Raw genomic sequence first — 13,699 nt, 5'->3', positions numbered from 1 at the left:
TCCGAAAGGTGTAGTCACTCTGTCCGAAAGCTAAAACGCTGCTACACTCGCAATGATACCCCTAATAAGAGGAACCAGCTATGTCATTAAAAGTATTGGAGGCGAGTACCAGAATCGAACTGGTGTACACGGATTTGCAATCCGCTGCGTAACCACTCCGCCAACTCGCCGAAATGGTGAGGGGCTGTCTACAGCAAGGATAATTTCTGTGCAAGACGCCATTTGATAGGATTTTGCACAGGGGTGCGTGCGGTTGCGTCCGTTTGTATGTGCATTGACGTGTTGCTCAGGCGGGCGGCTTGTGGCAAAACACGGTCAAAGACAATGAACGAAAGAGTTCAGCTTATGCCAGACTTTGCCCAGCTCCGTACAACGATGGTCGACACACAGGTGCGTCCGTCTGATGTGACCAAATTCCCGATCATCGAAGCGATGCTCACCACGCCGCGCGAAAATTTCGTGCCTGCGTCCAAACGTGATGGTGCCTATGTTGGCGAGCATGTGGATCTCGGGGGCGGGCGCGTTGTGTTGGATCCGCGGGTTTTGGCCAAGATGCTCGATGCGCTCAACATTCAAAACGATGAGCTGGTGCTCGATCTGGGCTGCGGCTTGGGCTATTCCTCGGCCGTGATGGCGCGGATGGCACAGGCGGTCGTGGCCGTGGAAGAAGACGAAGACATGGCCAAAGAGGCGGCCAGTGCGCTGTCCGACAATGGATCGGACAATGTGATTGTCGAAACCGGGCCAATCAACGCCGGTGCGCCGCAGCACGGACCCTATGATGTGATAATCTTGCAAGGCGGTGTTGAAGAATTGCCGAGTGGCATTTTGGCCCAGTTGAAGGAAAAAGGGCGTATCTGCGCGATTTTTCTCGACGGAGCTCTTGGTATCGTCCGTATCGGATACAAATTAGAGGGTGAGGTCACATGGCGCATGGTGTTCAACGCCACGGCACCTGTACTGTCCGGATTTGAAAAACACGCAGAGTTCGCGCTTTGACGCAGAACGTTCGATAGGCCGGGTCGGCCCCGGCGTTCGTAAGATAACAAAGGGGCTGAGGCCAATGAGCAAGACCACAGGATTTAAAAAGGTACTTTTTTCTGGCGCGGCTGTGCTGAGTTTGATGGCGGTGCCTTTTGCGGCGGCCGCTGAGACGCTTGGCGATGCTTTGGCGTCTGCCTATAAAAACTCCGGTCTTCTGGAGCAAAATCGCGCCACCCTGCGTGCCGCGGACGAAGGGGTGGCCGGTGCGCTGTCCAATCTGCGTCCGACCATCGCCTACAAATATTCGGGTTCAAAGTCGTTTGGCTCCGATGGCAATGTCCTAGAAGATTGGTCCGAGACGCTCAGCTTTATTGCGTCGATGGATATCTACACGTTTGGTCGTAACAAACTGTCTGTCGATCTGCAAAAAGAGGTGGTTTTGGCGACGCGTGCGGGCCTCGTGAATGTGGAACAACAGGTTTTGGCCAATGCGGTTTCCGCCTATCAGGGTGTGCGCGAAGCTCAGGCCTTGGTGAACCTGCGCCAAAGTGCGGTGCGGTTGAACCAGCAAAACCTCAAAGCCTCGCAAGATCGGTTTGAGGTGGGTGAAATCACCCGTACACAAGTGTCGCAATATGAGGCGCAACTGGCCTCTGCCCGTGCAAGCCTTGCCGCCTCTCAGGGCAGCCTGTCCGCCGCGCGCGAGACCTATAAGGTCGCGATCGGCCATTATCCGAGCAACCTGTCAAATCCGCCCAGCATCCCGCTTCCGGCGAAAACGCTTGAGGCGGCTGTGACGGTTGCCAAGCAAACCCACCCAGGGATCATTGCGTTGCAACACCAAGCGGCGGCGCAGGATATTGCGGTGGACATCGCGGAACGCAATTTGTTTCCCACGGTCGAGGGGCAGGTCTCGCAATCCTACAAAGATGACTTGACCATCAATAACGGCGTCACGAGTTTGAGCCTTGGTGTCTCTGGCCCGATCTATTCCGGCGGGGCCGTGTCTTCGGCGATCCGTGAAAGCATCGCCAACCGCGATGCCTCTCGTGCCGAGCTGTTACAAACCGCGCGCGAAGTTGAGCAAGGCGTGCGCACCAACTGGGCGATGTTGTCGGTTTATGCCGCCTCTGAAGAAGCCTCCAACGCCTATGTTCGTGCTCAACGCGTGGCCTATGATGGCGTCAAAGAAGAGGCCGATTTGGGCGCTTCGACCACTTTGGATGTGCTGAGCGCGGAACAAGACTTGCTCGACGCGCAGGTGTCGGCCATTCAGGCGCGCATTGCCCGCGAATCGCAATCCTATGCGGTGCTGCAATCGCTTGGCATGCTCACTGTGGATCAGTTGAAACTCAACGTCCCGGTCTATGATCCCGCCGCCTATTACAATGCGGTGAAAAACGCACCGACCCGTTATGTCAGCCCGCAAGGCGACAAATTGGATCGTGTCCTCGAAGGTTTGATGCGCAAATAAACGCAGTTTTTTGACAGCCCCCGTCTGACGGTTTTGCGGCATCTTGCCCAGATCACCGTTCGGCGGGGGTTTTCTGCTTTCTGCGATCCCTTGTGTGTAACGCCGAAGCTGGCTACCATAAACTGTAGTGAGTGAGGGAGTCGGGATGTCTGATCCGATGACGAATATGGATGCGGAGGACGTGCTTGCGTCGATCCGGCGTTTGGTGGCTGAGACCCATAGTCATCATGGTGGTCCCTCTGGTGGCGCTCAACCTGCGTCGCGGGATGAGCCGCCTGTTCGCTCTCAGGCTCCGGCCGCTTTGATCCTGACCCCTGATTTCCGCGTGGCGCAAGACCCTGCTGAGCCGCAGGGCGTGGATGCTTCTGCCGATGAGGTTGCCCCTGAGATCGAGGACGTGGCCGGGACGAAGGCAGACATCCAGCCGTTGATTCTTTCGATGGATCAGGTGGTTTCGCTGCCTGAGGATGCACAAAGGCCCCCCGAGGAAGATTTGACCGAGGCGCAAGCGCCGAACGACGCACTTGAGACCTTGGTGGCGCAAGAGGTTGGTGCCGCCGACGTCGAAGGCACAGCGCAGGAGGTCGATTGGGCCGCCGGGTTCGACGACACCCCAGATGTTGAAGCTGCGGCCCATGTGTCGCGGCTGAGTTTGGAACAGCGGATTGCCGAACTTGAAACGGCCGTGGGGGCGCAGTCCTATGAGTGGGAGCCGGATGGATCTGAGGATCTTGAGGCGGAAATTCCGCGGTCTATGCCGCGTGCCTTTGCCGAACCCGGAGCCCGTGTGCTTCATTTCCGTGTCCCGCAGGAGGATGACCCCGCGATGAGCCCGTCTGACCAAGGCCGTGATCACATTGACGACGCCGAAGTGATCGAGGAAACCCCCGCCGCGTCCACGGACCCCGCGATTGATGATTTTCCACCAGCGCAAGAGGCAGAGGTCGAAGACATGGCTGCGGCTGAAGAGGTGGCGGCCGATCCCGATCCGAGACTTGAGGAAGAGTTGGCTTTGGCCGGCTATGCCGACGAAGACATGATGGACGAGGAGGCTCTGCGCGAATTGGTGGCGCAGGTGATCCGCGAGGAATTACAAGGCGCAATGGGCGAGCGCATCACGCGCAACGTCCGCCGTCTGGTGCGCCGAGAAGTGCAGCGCGCGCTGACCCTGCGCGAATTCGAATAGTCAGATCTCCGAACTGAGGGCGTAGAGCGTATCGAGGTCCAAATGGGCCTCGATGTGATCTGCGAGCGCCTCAAGGGTTGCTTCGACCCCACCGTCAAAATCGGACATTCCATCGCTCAGGCCAAACCGCGCCAGATAGCCGTTGCGAAACCTGTCGCTGGCAAACAGCCCGTGCAAATAACAGCCCATGATCCTCCCATCCGCCGACATCGCGCCCTCGGACCGCGCGCCGTCTGGGGCGTCCAGAGACAGCCACGCCCGCGCGCAATCGGCCCCCTCCGTGCGACCGATGTGAATTTCATAAGCGGTGACACGCGCGCCGGTGGCACGCTCGGTTGCGGTGACTTCGGCCAGCCGTTTGTCGGCGGACATCAGCGTCGCCACCTGTAAAAGCCCAAGTCCGGGATGCCGCCCGGCGTGACCTTCGATCCCGTCCGGGTCGTCGATCCATTGGCCAAGCATCTGATACCCGCCGCAAATTCCCATCACATGGCCGCCACGACGGACATGGGCCAATAGGTCGATGTCCCAGCCTTGGCTGCGGAAAAATGCCAGATCGCCGATGGTCGATTTTGATCCGGGGATCAAAACGAGATCGGCGTCTCCCGGCAGAGCGTGGCCGGGTTCGACAATCTGAACGGTCACATTCGGCTCAGCGGCCAGCGGGTCGAGATCATCGAAATTGGCGATGCGCGACAGTTTTGGCACGGCGATTTTGATCTCGCCAGTGCCGCGTGAGGTGATGTCCATCACGTCCTCTGCGGGCAGGCGATGGGCCTGATCAAACCATGGCAGGGTGCCCAGATCGGCCCAGCCTGTGGCCTCGATAATGGCGCGTGTTCCGCCCGCAAACAGGCTGACGTCGCCGCGAAACTTGTTGATGGCAAAGGCTTTGATCCGGTCACGGTCGGCCTTGGGCAGGACCGTATAAGTGCCGACGAGTTGTGCAATGACGCCACCGCGATCAATATCGCCGATCAGCACCACGGGCACATTCGCCGTCTCGGCAAAGCCCATATTGGCAATGTCTCCGGCGCGCAGGTTGATCTCCGCCGGGCTGCCCGCGCCTTCGATCACGACAAGATCGACGCCTTTGGCAAGGCGGTGAAAACTCTCCATAACCGCGGGCATCAAAGTGGCTTTCATTGAGCCGTAATCGCGGGCTTTGAGGGTGTCGATCCGTTGCCCCTGTACCACGATCTGCGCGCCGACGTCGGTTTCGGGTTTGAGCAAAACGGGGTTCATGTCGGAGTGCGGTCGTAGGCCACAAGCGCGGGCCTGAAGCGCCTGCGCCCGGCCAATTTCACCGCCATCTTCGGTGACGGCGGCGTTGTTGGACATGTTTTGCGGCTTGAACGGCGCGACTTTGAGGCCTCTGCGGCTCATGGCGCGCGCGATGCCCGCGACCAACATGGATTTGCCCACGTTCGAACCCGCGCCTTGGATCATGATCGCTTTGGTCACGCCGCTGTCCCTCTTCTTTCGGTTTTAAGAGGAGTATTTGAACTGCGTTGAAGACGAAAGCCAAATGCGCGGAATCTCAGTCGTCATCAGGGCCGCGGCGTTTGATGTCTGCGTAGGGGGTGCCGTCGAGGTGGTGGTAGAAGGCGTCGGACGCGGTGTCCGCCATCAGATCGAGCCCCGGATAATAGGCGCGTTCGCCGGCGATGCGCGACCCGACCTCTAACACGATCACATCGCTGTCGGTGCGGTTTTGCAGGCAATGGCCGATCTCTTCACCGGCCTTGAAGCCGGCGCAATCACCGGGAGCGAGCTGTTCTTCGGTGTCGCCATAGACCAGCGTCGGATGGCCCGAAACGATATAGACGAACTCGTCTTCTTTTTCGTGCCAATGGGGCAGGGCGGACCATGTGCCGGGGGGGAGCGTGGTCATGTTGACGCCAAATTGCGTCAGTCCCGCCGTGTCCCCAAGCGCGCGTTTGACACGGGCGCGGGTGTTTGTGTGGTAAGGCGGGGGATAGAGCGTGCCGATTTTGGCGGGGAGTGAGGGGACGTCGATTTTCTTTTTTTTGGGCATGCGCGGGCTCCATCAGGTTGAACCAAGGGTGCGCGCAGTATGACGGCATGGCGGCAAAAGAAAAGACGCGCCAGCGAGCAGCATGGCGCGTCTTCTTCAGAAATAGCAGCGGGATCGGAGAGCTTAGGCAGCTTCCGCCTGTGCGTTGCGACGTTCGCTTTCTTCGCGTGACAGCGCGACAGAGGTACGAATGCCTTTCGACACAAATTCCATCAGGCCGGAGACCACGCGTTCGCATGGGTCGATCCCGGCACAGGACAAAACTTCGCGCCCATCACGGGAGCGTGCCCAACGGGCGATTTGTTCCGGGCCGTTGCCGTATTTCTTATCATCGGCGATCGCATCATCGAGTGCAGCCAACACAACAGCCGCAAAAAGTTTGCGGGCGCGTTGTCCTTGCTCATAGTTGAATGCGGTGCCATCAACGAACTCAGCCATGGTTTTTCCTTGTTTTATTGCTCTTGTCTTTCTGGCGTGCGGGCCCTTATGACAGGTTTGTGTCGATTCGGATACGACGCATTTGCATGGCGCCTATGCATTTTGTGCATAAGTTCAGGCGCTAACATTTTCTCAAACGGATCAAATCCCGCGCAGTTGCCGCCAGAGGACTGCCTTGTCAGCCTGCCCTTGGACGGATATAGGGTGCGAAACTCATTCTTCAACCAACGGCCACGGTTAGACATATGCCCAAAATCAACGGTAACGAAATCCGCCCCGGCAACGTGCTGGAACATGACGGGGGCCTGTGGGCCGCTGTAAAAGTCGATCACGTCAAACCCGGCAAGGGCGGCGCCTTTGCTCAGGTCGAGATGAAGAACCTGCGTGACGGGCGCAAGCTCAACGAACGGTTCCGCTCCGCCGATAAGGTCGAGCGTGTGCGGTTGGAGCAAAAGGACATGCAGTTCCTCTATGAGAGCGATGGCATGTTGACCATCATGGATATGGAAACCTACGATCAGGTTGAGATGCCCGCCGATATTCTGGGCGATCGCCGTCCGTTTTTGCAAGATGGCATGACAATCGTGGTGGAATTCCATGACTCTGAGGCGCTGAACGCGACGCTGCCGCAAAAGGTGATCTGCAAGATTGTGGAAACCGAGCCGGTGGTCAAAGGACAGACTGCCGCGAACTCGTTTAAGCCTGCGATCCTGGACAATGGTGTGCGCGTGATGGTGCCGCCGTTTGTGGGCCAGGACGAGGACATCGTGGTGAACACCGAGACGATGGAATATTCTGAACGCGCCTAAGCAGTTTAGAGCAAACGGACAAAAGGCGGCCCTTTATGGGCCGTTTTTTATGCGTTTTTGCACAGGCTCAGATCATTGCAGGCATGAGGCAACGGGGGGAAACTTTGCTCAGTTGTCACAGGAGGATGCCATGACAGAAGCCAGTCTCGCGAAAAGCCGTCTTGCCTATACTTTGACTGCCATCAACCCGGATACGGGTCAGGGGCTGCGCGCGCGCATCGACAGCCCAACGGAGATCACCATCCTGTTTGCCGATGATGACGAAGAGGTCGCGCGCGTCACGATGAGTGCGGAGGGCGTTCCCGATTTAACGATTTTGGACCCGAAATTGCGCACGCCCGAACATGCGGCCAACTGCCTTAAGGAATGTTCGCGCGGCTGCAATGGCGATATGTTGTGCGTGGCGGGATGTGCCTTGGAATGCGCGACGATCATCATCTGATCGCCGCGATGTTTAACGCGCTGACAGCGCGAACGATTAGCCCTTTCGCAATCCAAGGATGGCCCGCGCTTGCGCAGGTGTGGCGACGGGGCGTTTGTGACGTTGGGCGGCAAGGACAGCCAGTTCGACCAAGGCGGCATTGGACGGGGCCAAGGTGTCGCGATCAATACGGATGTTGTCCTCAAGCCCGGTGCGCAGGTGACCGCCTGCTGCGGCAGACCATTCGTTGAGTTCAAGCTGATGACGCCCCACACCGGCAGCACACCATGGTGTGTTTTCGCCAAACAGGTGTTTCACGGTCTCGACGTAGAAATCAAACACGCGCTTGTCGGCAGGCATGGCATTTTTGACGCCCATGACGAATTGCACATAGGGCGTGCCTTTGATCTGGCCTCGATCCGCCATCAGTTTGGCCTGATAAATATGCGAAAGATCAAAAGCTTCAATTTCGGGTTTGATACCGTAGGTGATCATTTCTGCGGCCAGCCAATCGACAAGGTCGGGCGGATTTTCATAGACGCGAGTCGGGAAATTGTTGGAGCCAACGGAGAGGGAGGCCATCGGCGGGCGCAGGGACAACATACCGCCACGGGTTTTGCCCGCCCCGGATCGACCGCCGGTCGACAGTTGCACGATCATGCCGGGGCAATGGGTTTGAATGCCCTCTTTGAGCCGCGCGAACCGTTCGGGATCGGAGGTGGGTTTGCCTTCGTCATCGCGGACATGGCAATGGGCGATGCTGGCCCCGGCCTCATAGGCCTCATGGGTGGATTCGATTTGCTCCGCCACGGTGATTGGCACCGCTGGATTGTCGGCTTTGGTTGGCAAAGAGCCGGTGATCGCAACACAAATGATACAGGGTGTGGTCATCGGCTGCCCCACCGTTTGAAAGAATTGGCCCGCACGTTTGTCCTCCCTGACATCATATATGATGATCATGCCTGAGCAGGGTAGATTTGAAAAGTTAAGACTTTGCTGTCGCTTACATGGAAATTTCCGCATCCCCGGCGCGCAGCGGGCCCGTTGCGCGATCAAAGCGCAGATAGGCGATGGCGTGGCCCCCGGATTGGGTGAATAACACGCCTGCCAACTTCCCATCCGCTGTGGTGATCTCGGTGCCGACGGGGGCGGAGCCAGTGATGGTCACACGCGCAAGGCCTTTGCGCAGATCGGTTTTGTGTTTCATCCGGGCGGTGACTTCTTGGCCGACATAACAGCCCTTTTTGAAATCGACCCCGTTCAGACGCTCAAATCCGGCCTCTAAGATAAAGGTGTCCGGGGTCAGCTCTATCCCGGTTTCAGGCACGCAATGGGCCACCCGGATTGCATCCCAATCGACCTCTTGCGAGGGCCGTCCATCATAGGCGCGCCATCCCATGTCGGGGGTGCGGGGGTCTTGGATTGCCCCCTCGGGCGCGTCCCCAAGCCCGCGAGACACGGTGCGCTCACTCAGTCTCAAGGTCACCTTGGAGCGCAGCTTATACATGGTCAGACGTTTCAAAAGCGCCTCCGCCTCGGACTGCGCCACATCCAACAGCACGGCCTCGCCTTCGGGCACCAAAAAGAAATCGACGATGAATTTGCCCTGTGGCGACAAAAGCGCGGCATAGACGGGCCCATGTTCCAAGTGGCGCATATCGTTGGACACCAACCCTTGCAGGAAATGGATGCGGTCCTCGCCTGTGATCTCAATGACGCTGCGTGCGGATGTGTCTGTCATGCTCATTCCCCTTTTTCCACTCTTCATATAGGAAGGAAAAGAGCCACGAAAAGCGGGAAACACATGCGCGCGCCGATCTCTGTCATCATCCCGACCCTGAACGCCACGCCGAAGCTGCGCGATACCATGCTGTCTTTGATGGAGGGCTTGGATGCGGGATTGGTGCGGGAGTTGATCCTGACCGATGGCGGCTCGACCGATGGGGTTGAGAAAATGGCCGATTTTGTCGGTGCCGAGTTGATCGTCGGCGCACCCTCAAGGGGGGGGCAACTCAAACGCGGGGCGGAGGTGGCTCAGGGCGATTGGTTGTTGTTCCTGCATGCCGACACATGGTTGCCCGAAGGCTGGGCCGAGGCGACGGTGATCCATCTGGCGCATGGCTATGACAAGGCGATGGTGTATTCTCTGGCGTTTCGCGGCACCACGGGGATGCGCGCCAAATGGACCGCAGGCTGGGCCAATCTGCGGAGCAAATGGTTTGATCTGCCCTATGGCGATCAGGCGCTTTTGATCTCGCGCGACATGTATGATGAGATCGGTGGCTTTGACGACATTCCACTGATGGAAGACGTGGCCATGGCGCGCAAGCTCAAGGGTAGGATCGTGCTTAGTCCTTTGCGCGTCCAAACAGACCCAGCACATTACCAAACACACGGCTGGTTGCGGCAAGGAGGCCGGAACCTTGTCCGTCTTCTGCGCTACCGGCTGGGCGCGGCCCCTTCAAAGCTCGCCCAGTCTTACCGTCGCTGACGGTGCGGCCATCGGCATATTGCAGGCGATAGAGGTCGGCATAAAGCCCGCCGCGCGCCAAGAGTTCATCATGGGTGCCCTCGTCCACGACCTGCCCCTTGTCCATCACCACAATCTTATGCGCGTTGCGAATGGTCGAGAGGCGGTGGGCAATGACCAAAGTGGTGCGGTCCTTGGAGAGGGTCTCAAGCGCGGTTTGAACCACCTTTTCCGATTGCGCATCAAGGGCAGAGGTCGCCTCATCGAGCAACAACACCGGACGGTCGCGCAGCACGGCGCGGGCAATCGCCACCCGTTGCCGTTGTCCACCCGAAAGCCCCGATCCGCGCGGGCCGACCTGGGTATCGAGGCCATGGTCGAGTTTGGGGATGAAATCATCGACATGGGCGGCTTTGAGAGCGGCAGTGAGTTTGACCTCATCCGCTTTCGCCCCCATCAAGACATTGTCGCGCAGACTTTCGTCAAACAACAGTGCGTCTTGCGACACCACGGAATAGAGACCGCGCAAATCGGGCAGGGACAGATCCATCGTGGCGACCCCGCCGATGGAAATGGTGCCGGCCTGTGGGTCCGCGAGCCGTGTCATCAGGTTGAACACGGTGGATTTTCCGGCCCCGGAGGCGCCGACCAAAGCGGTGGTTTTACCGGCCTCTGCGGTGAAGGTCGTGCCGTTTAACACGGGGGCGTCAGCATAGGCGAAATGCACGTTTTCAAACCGGATGTCGGCGTCTTTGGCGGCGATGGGCAGGGCTTTGGGCGTTGCTGGCGAGGTGATTTCGGGCCGCTCGGCAAAGATCGCATGAATGCGCTCCAACGACGCCCGCGCCGCCTGCCAGACGCCGGAGACATTGCCCAAACGCCGCAACGGTTCAAACACCAAGGCCATGGCGGTGAAAAACGACATGAATTCGCCGACGGTTTTGGTGCCGTCGATGATCTGGTGGCCGCCGTAAAGCAACACGCCGAAAAAGCCCAAGCCCGCAACGATGTCCATCAGCGCCGGAATGCCCGCTTGTCCCGCTTCGGATTTGATTTGCGAGGCGACGAAGTGATTGATTTCGCCATGAAAGCGATCTGCCTCGCGGGCTTCCGTGCCCGAGAGTTTGATCGTGGTTGCGCCGTGGAAAATCTCGTCCAACCGGGTCGACACGCGGGCCGAGGCCTGACGCGCGCTACGCGTGGTCCGGCGCACGAGGTTTTGCAAAACCGTCACCGGAACGGCCAACAGGGGAGCCCCCGCCACAGCAATCAACGTCCAGCGCCAATCGACCAAAATCGCCACGGTCAGCAGTGACAAGAGCGAAATGAAATCCCGGCCAAAGGCCGCAAGCACCGTACCCCAGACGCCTGAGACGGCGGCGCTGTCGCCACGGGTGCGTTCGATCAGGGTGCCGGGGGGGTGGTCCTGGAAAAAACGACCATCGAGGGTCAGCATATGAGCGACAAGCCGGGCCTGAAGGGTCGCGGACACTTTTTGGCCGACCACGGCCATGATGACGCGGTGACTGAAGGACGCGATCGCACGGGCAGTGAAGACGCCAAAAACGGCAAGCGCCACCCAAATAATGGCATCGCCGTTTTGCGCTACCAAGACCCGGTCGAACATCGGTTTGATCAGATAGGACAGCGCCCCCAACATCGCGCCTTCGAGGGCCATAAACACCAAAGCCACCGCCACCAACACTACATAGCGGCGCAAATAATCGCGCCAAAGCCACGCGATCAAGATGCGTGAACCGGTGTCCGGGATGATGGGGGCGGGCGTGCTCATCGGGGCGCTTTCTTAGGGGAAGGACCGCATGGTTTTGAAGGTGCGAGCCTTTTCAATGTCATAGCGGGTCTCAAACCAGTCCCGGATCGGGATCGGGCCATCGGCTTTGAGATCGGCCTCATAGAGATCAAGGATATGATCCAAAATGCCGGTTTTCGTACTTTTGAGATGCATGAACCGCAGGCTCAACATCTTTTTGGCCTCTTTGATTGAGGCCCCTTCACAGTGCAACAGATAGAGCGCCGAGGCCAGCCCCGCCCGGTCTGCGCCGGATTTGCAATGGATCAAAAACGGTTTCGGGATCGAGGCCAAAAGGTCGATCAGCTCAACGTAGTCTTTGCCTGAGAGGGCTCCGCGTGCGGCGGCTTTGTTGGTGGTGATCAATGTGATCCCATGTTCGGCACAGGCTTGTTTTTCCAACAACATGAACGACAGGTCTTTGTCGCCACGCAGGCTCAGGATGGTTTTGATCCCCATTCGAGCATAGCGTTTGATCCGCGCAGGCGAAGGCTGATTGGACCGCCACACGCAGGGCGCGATCTCATACAGGTTGGTCCAAATTCCGCGCAAAAACGCATGGTCAAACAGGTGGAAATGCCACATCGCAAGCCTGCGGGTGCGTGGTGTGGACACGTCATTGCCAAACTGGCCGACCTCACCGCGCTCAAACCTTTTGAACCCTCTTTTTAGCGTCTTGAACATCAGGGCTCCGATTGCAAAATCATCGCGCCTCTTTATCGCCCTTTGCCCGCCGGGGCAAGCAAGGCGCGCGCGTGCCTCTGTGCCGGAGGGGTTCCTCCAAACCTGCGCACCCCTCTGTGACAGGAGCGACAATTGACGGGGCCGCTTTGGAGAGATACCGCTTGGGCCTGATATGAGTTTGAGGACAGCCCATGACACTTGCCAACGGTCGCCATTACTTAGCCATTCCCGGTCCTTCCGTGATCCCCGATCCGGTGCTTCAGGCCATGCATCGCCCGGCGCCGAATATTTACACCGGCGAATTGGTCGATTTGACCCGTAGTCTCGTGCCCGATCTCAACAAGATCGTGGGCACCGCGCATAACATGGCGTTTTATATTTCCAACGGCCATGGGCTTTGGGAAGCCTCGCTCACCAATATGATCTCGCGCGGCGACAAAGTTTTGGTCTGTGCGACGGGCAATTTTGGTCATGGCTGGGCGGATGTTGCGGCCCGTTTGGGGGCCAAGGTTGAGGTGATCGAGTTTGGCAAACAAGCCCCGATTGATCCCGCCCGTTTGGAAGCCGCCCTGCGGGCCGACACGGCACATGAGATCAAAGCGGTTTTGGTCACCCATGTCGACACCGCCACCTCGGTGCGCAATGATATTGCTCTGGCGCGCCAAGCCATTGATGCCGCCGGCCACCCCGCGATTTACGCCGTTGATGCGATTGCCTCGTTGGGCTGTGAGCGGTTTGAGATGGACGCTTGGGGCGTCGATGTGATGATCGCCGCCTCGCAAAAGGGCCTGATGACGCCTCCGGGTCTGGGCTTTGTCTGGTTCTCAGATAAGGCACTTGAGGCGGGGCGCAATGTCGATCTGCGCACGCCTTATTGGGCGTGGGAAACGCGCGCCAATCCGGTGCATCTTTATGAATATTTCGACGGCACGCCGCCAACCCATCATCTCTATGGTCTGCGCCAAGCCGTTGATATGATTTTGGAAGAGGGCTTGGACAACGTCTATGCCCGGCATGAAATCTTGGCGCGGGCCTATTGGGCCGCTGTGGATCAGTGGGGGGCACCGTTGCATTTCAACATCGCGGACCCTGCGGCGCGCTCTCATGCGGTCACGACCTTGGGCCTCGCAGCCCCCGCGGCCACGCAGTTGCGGACTTGGCTGACCGAACATCTCGGTATCACGCTGGGGATTTCCTTGGGTTTTGGCGACATTGGCTCGGCCGAATCCGATGGCTATTTCCGCATCGGCCACATGGGCCACATCAACGCCCATATGGTGCTTGGCATCATCGGTGCGATCGAAACCGCCTTTGTCGCGCTCGATATTCCGCACCAAAGCGGCGGGTCGGTGGCGGCGGCCAAGCTCTTGGCCTCGCGGGTATAA

13 protein-coding genes, 1 tRNA gene and 1 pseudogene are annotated in these 13,699 nt (G+C 58.6%); 7 read left to right on the top strand and 8 right to left on the bottom strand.

The genetic code is table 11. From position 1 onward, the window contains the following. Positions 1–96: 96 nt before the first annotated feature. Positions 97–170 (bottom strand) — tRNA-Cys (locus C8029_RS03175). Between the two features lie 175 nt (positions 171–345). On the opposite strand from C8029_RS03175, the gene C8029_RS03170 reads away from it, so the two are divergent. The 3 genes from C8029_RS03170 to C8029_RS03160 all read left to right on the top strand — a co-directional run bounded on the left by C8029_RS03170 (position 346) and on the right by C8029_RS03160 (position 3,644). Further along, positions 346–999, top strand: a complete 654-nt coding sequence (locus C8029_RS03170; protein ID WP_152002213.1) for a protein-L-isoaspartate O-methyltransferase family protein — start codon at positions 346–348, stop codon at positions 997–999. A 64-nt stretch (positions 1,000–1,063) separates the two neighbouring features. Continuing rightward, a complete protein-coding gene (locus C8029_RS03165; RefSeq protein WP_009571022.1) occupies positions 1,064–2,458 on the top strand; it encodes a TolC family outer membrane protein in 1,395 nt (464 codons plus the stop codon). A gap of 145 nt (positions 2,459–2,603) precedes the next feature. Beyond that, on the top strand, positions 2,604–3,644 hold the full coding sequence (locus tag C8029_RS03160) for a hypothetical protein (protein WP_152002212.1): 1,041 nt from the start codon (positions 2,604–2,606) through the stop codon (positions 3,642–3,644). Here the strand turns inward: C8029_RS03160 and C8029_RS03155 are convergent, their stop codons facing one another. The 3 genes from C8029_RS03155 to C8029_RS03145 all read right to left on the bottom strand — a co-directional run bounded on the left by C8029_RS03155 (position 3,645) and on the right by C8029_RS03145 (position 6,120). Next, positions 3,645–5,108, bottom strand: coding sequence for a cobyric acid synthase (locus C8029_RS03155; RefSeq protein WP_152002211.1), 1,464 nt, complete (start codon positions 5,106–5,108; stop codon positions 3,645–3,647). 76 nt (positions 5,109–5,184) lie between these two features. Beyond that, positions 5,185–5,682, bottom strand: a complete 498-nt coding sequence (locus C8029_RS03150) for a cupin domain-containing protein (protein ID WP_152002210.1) — start codon at positions 5,680–5,682, stop codon at positions 5,185–5,187. 123 nt (positions 5,683–5,805) lie between these two features. Then, the gene (locus tag C8029_RS03145; RefSeq protein ID WP_009571018.1) at positions 5,806–6,120 is read right to left on the bottom strand and encodes a DUF6280 family protein; all 315 of its coding nucleotides are present in this window, start codon (positions 6,118–6,120) and stop codon (positions 5,806–5,808) included. Positions 6,121–6,365: 245 nt separating this feature from the next. Between C8029_RS03145 and efp the strand changes: the two genes are divergently transcribed. Beyond that, on the top strand, positions 6,366–6,929 hold the full coding sequence (efp, locus tag C8029_RS03140; protein WP_009571017.1) for an elongation factor P: 564 nt from the start codon (positions 6,366–6,368) through the stop codon (positions 6,927–6,929). 130 nt (positions 6,930–7,059) lie between these two features. Beyond that, complete coding sequence (locus tag C8029_RS03135) at positions 7,060–7,371, top strand: hypothetical protein (protein WP_009571016.1); 312 nt, start codon at positions 7,060–7,062, stop codon at positions 7,369–7,371. 36 nt (positions 7,372–7,407) lie between these two features. On the opposite strand, the gene C8029_RS03130 is transcribed toward C8029_RS03135, so the two are convergent. Continuing rightward, positions 7,408–8,241 carry a 3-oxoadipate:acetyl-CoA acetyltransferase gene (locus tag C8029_RS03130; protein WP_040401962.1) on the bottom strand — a complete coding sequence of 278 codons (834 nt, stop codon included), beginning with the start codon at positions 8,239–8,241 and terminating at the stop codon, positions 7,408–7,410. A 112-nt stretch (positions 8,242–8,353) separates the two neighbouring features. Next, entirely contained in the window at positions 8,354–9,091 is a 738-nt protein-coding gene (gene ygfZ, locus C8029_RS03125; RefSeq protein ID WP_152002209.1) for a CAF17-like 4Fe-4S cluster assembly/insertion protein YgfZ, read from the bottom strand. Here ygfZ and C8029_RS03120 point away from each other — a divergent pair. After that, a pseudogene (locus C8029_RS03120) lies at positions 8,990–9,772 on the top strand (glycosyltransferase); the annotation flags it as partial. The gene ygfZ and the pseudogene C8029_RS03120 overlap by 102 nt on opposite strands. Here the strand turns inward: C8029_RS03120 and C8029_RS03115 are convergent. Together C8029_RS03115 and C8029_RS03110 are read right to left on the bottom strand one after the other, a co-directional pair. Next, the gene (locus tag C8029_RS03115; RefSeq protein WP_009571012.1) at positions 9,699–11,612 is read right to left on the bottom strand and encodes an ABC transporter ATP-binding protein; all 1,914 of its coding nucleotides are present in this window, start codon (positions 11,610–11,612) and stop codon (positions 9,699–9,701) included. The pseudogene C8029_RS03120 and the gene C8029_RS03115 overlap by 74 nt on opposite strands. 12 nt (positions 11,613–11,624) lie before the next feature. Beyond that, on the bottom strand, positions 11,625–12,314 hold the full coding sequence (locus C8029_RS03110) for a tyrosine-protein phosphatase (RefSeq protein WP_009571011.1): 690 nt from the start codon (positions 12,312–12,314) through the stop codon (positions 11,625–11,627). A gap of 191 nt (positions 12,315–12,505) precedes the next feature. Between C8029_RS03110 and C8029_RS03105 the strand changes: the two genes are divergently transcribed. Next, positions 12,506–13,699 carry a pyridoxal-phosphate-dependent aminotransferase family protein gene (locus C8029_RS03105; RefSeq protein ID WP_152002208.1) on the top strand — a complete coding sequence of 398 codons (1,194 nt, stop codon included), beginning with the start codon at positions 12,506–12,508 and terminating at the stop codon, positions 13,697–13,699.

Origin of the sequence: Roseobacter sp. TSBP12 (genome assembly GCF_009129705.1) — a bacterium.
In the GTDB taxonomy this organism is placed as follows: Bacteria; Pseudomonadota; Alphaproteobacteria; order Rhodobacterales; family Rhodobacteraceae; genus Celeribacter; species Celeribacter baekdonensis_A.
This window is presented reverse-complemented; position numbering and strand designations above follow the sequence as displayed.

Bases quoted from the DNA above. Each gene is read 5' to 3' on its own strand.
- C8029_RS03135 (WP_009571016.1), top strand. From the start codon at position 7,060: ATGACAGAAGCCAGTCTCGCGAAAAGCCGTCTTGCCTATACTTTGACT.
- C8029_RS03130 (WP_040401962.1), bottom strand. From the start codon at position 8,241: ATGACCACACCCTGTATCATTTGTGTTGCGATCACCGGCTCTTTGCCA.
- C8029_RS03160 (WP_152002212.1), top strand. From the start codon at position 2,604: ATGTCTGATCCGATGACGAATATGGATGCGGAGGACGTGCTTGCGTCG.
- C8029_RS03110 (WP_009571011.1), bottom strand. From the start codon at position 12,314: ATGTTCAAGACGCTAAAAAGAGGGTTCAAAAGGTTTGAGCGCGGTGAG.
- C8029_RS03170 (WP_152002213.1), top strand. From the start codon at position 346: ATGCCAGACTTTGCCCAGCTCCGTACAACGATGGTCGACACACAGGTG.
- C8029_RS03145 (WP_009571018.1), bottom strand. From the start codon at position 6,120: ATGGCTGAGTTCGTTGATGGCACCGCATTCAACTATGAGCAAGGACAA.
- C8029_RS03115 (WP_009571012.1), bottom strand. From the start codon at position 11,612: ATGAGCACGCCCGCCCCCATCATCCCGGACACCGGTTCACGCATCTTG.
- C8029_RS03150 (WP_152002210.1), bottom strand. From the start codon at position 5,682: ATGCCCAAAAAAAAGAAAATCGACGTCCCCTCACTCCCCGCCAAAATC.
- C8029_RS03105 (WP_152002208.1), top strand. From the start codon at position 12,506: ATGACACTTGCCAACGGTCGCCATTACTTAGCCATTCCCGGTCCTTCC.
- C8029_RS03165 (WP_009571022.1), top strand. From the start codon at position 1,064: ATGAGCAAGACCACAGGATTTAAAAAGGTACTTTTTTCTGGCGCGGCT.
- efp (WP_009571017.1), top strand. From the start codon at position 6,366: ATGCCCAAAATCAACGGTAACGAAATCCGCCCCGGCAACGTGCTGGAA.
- ygfZ (WP_152002209.1), bottom strand. From the start codon at position 9,091: ATGACAGACACATCCGCACGCAGCGTCATTGAGATCACAGGCGAGGAC.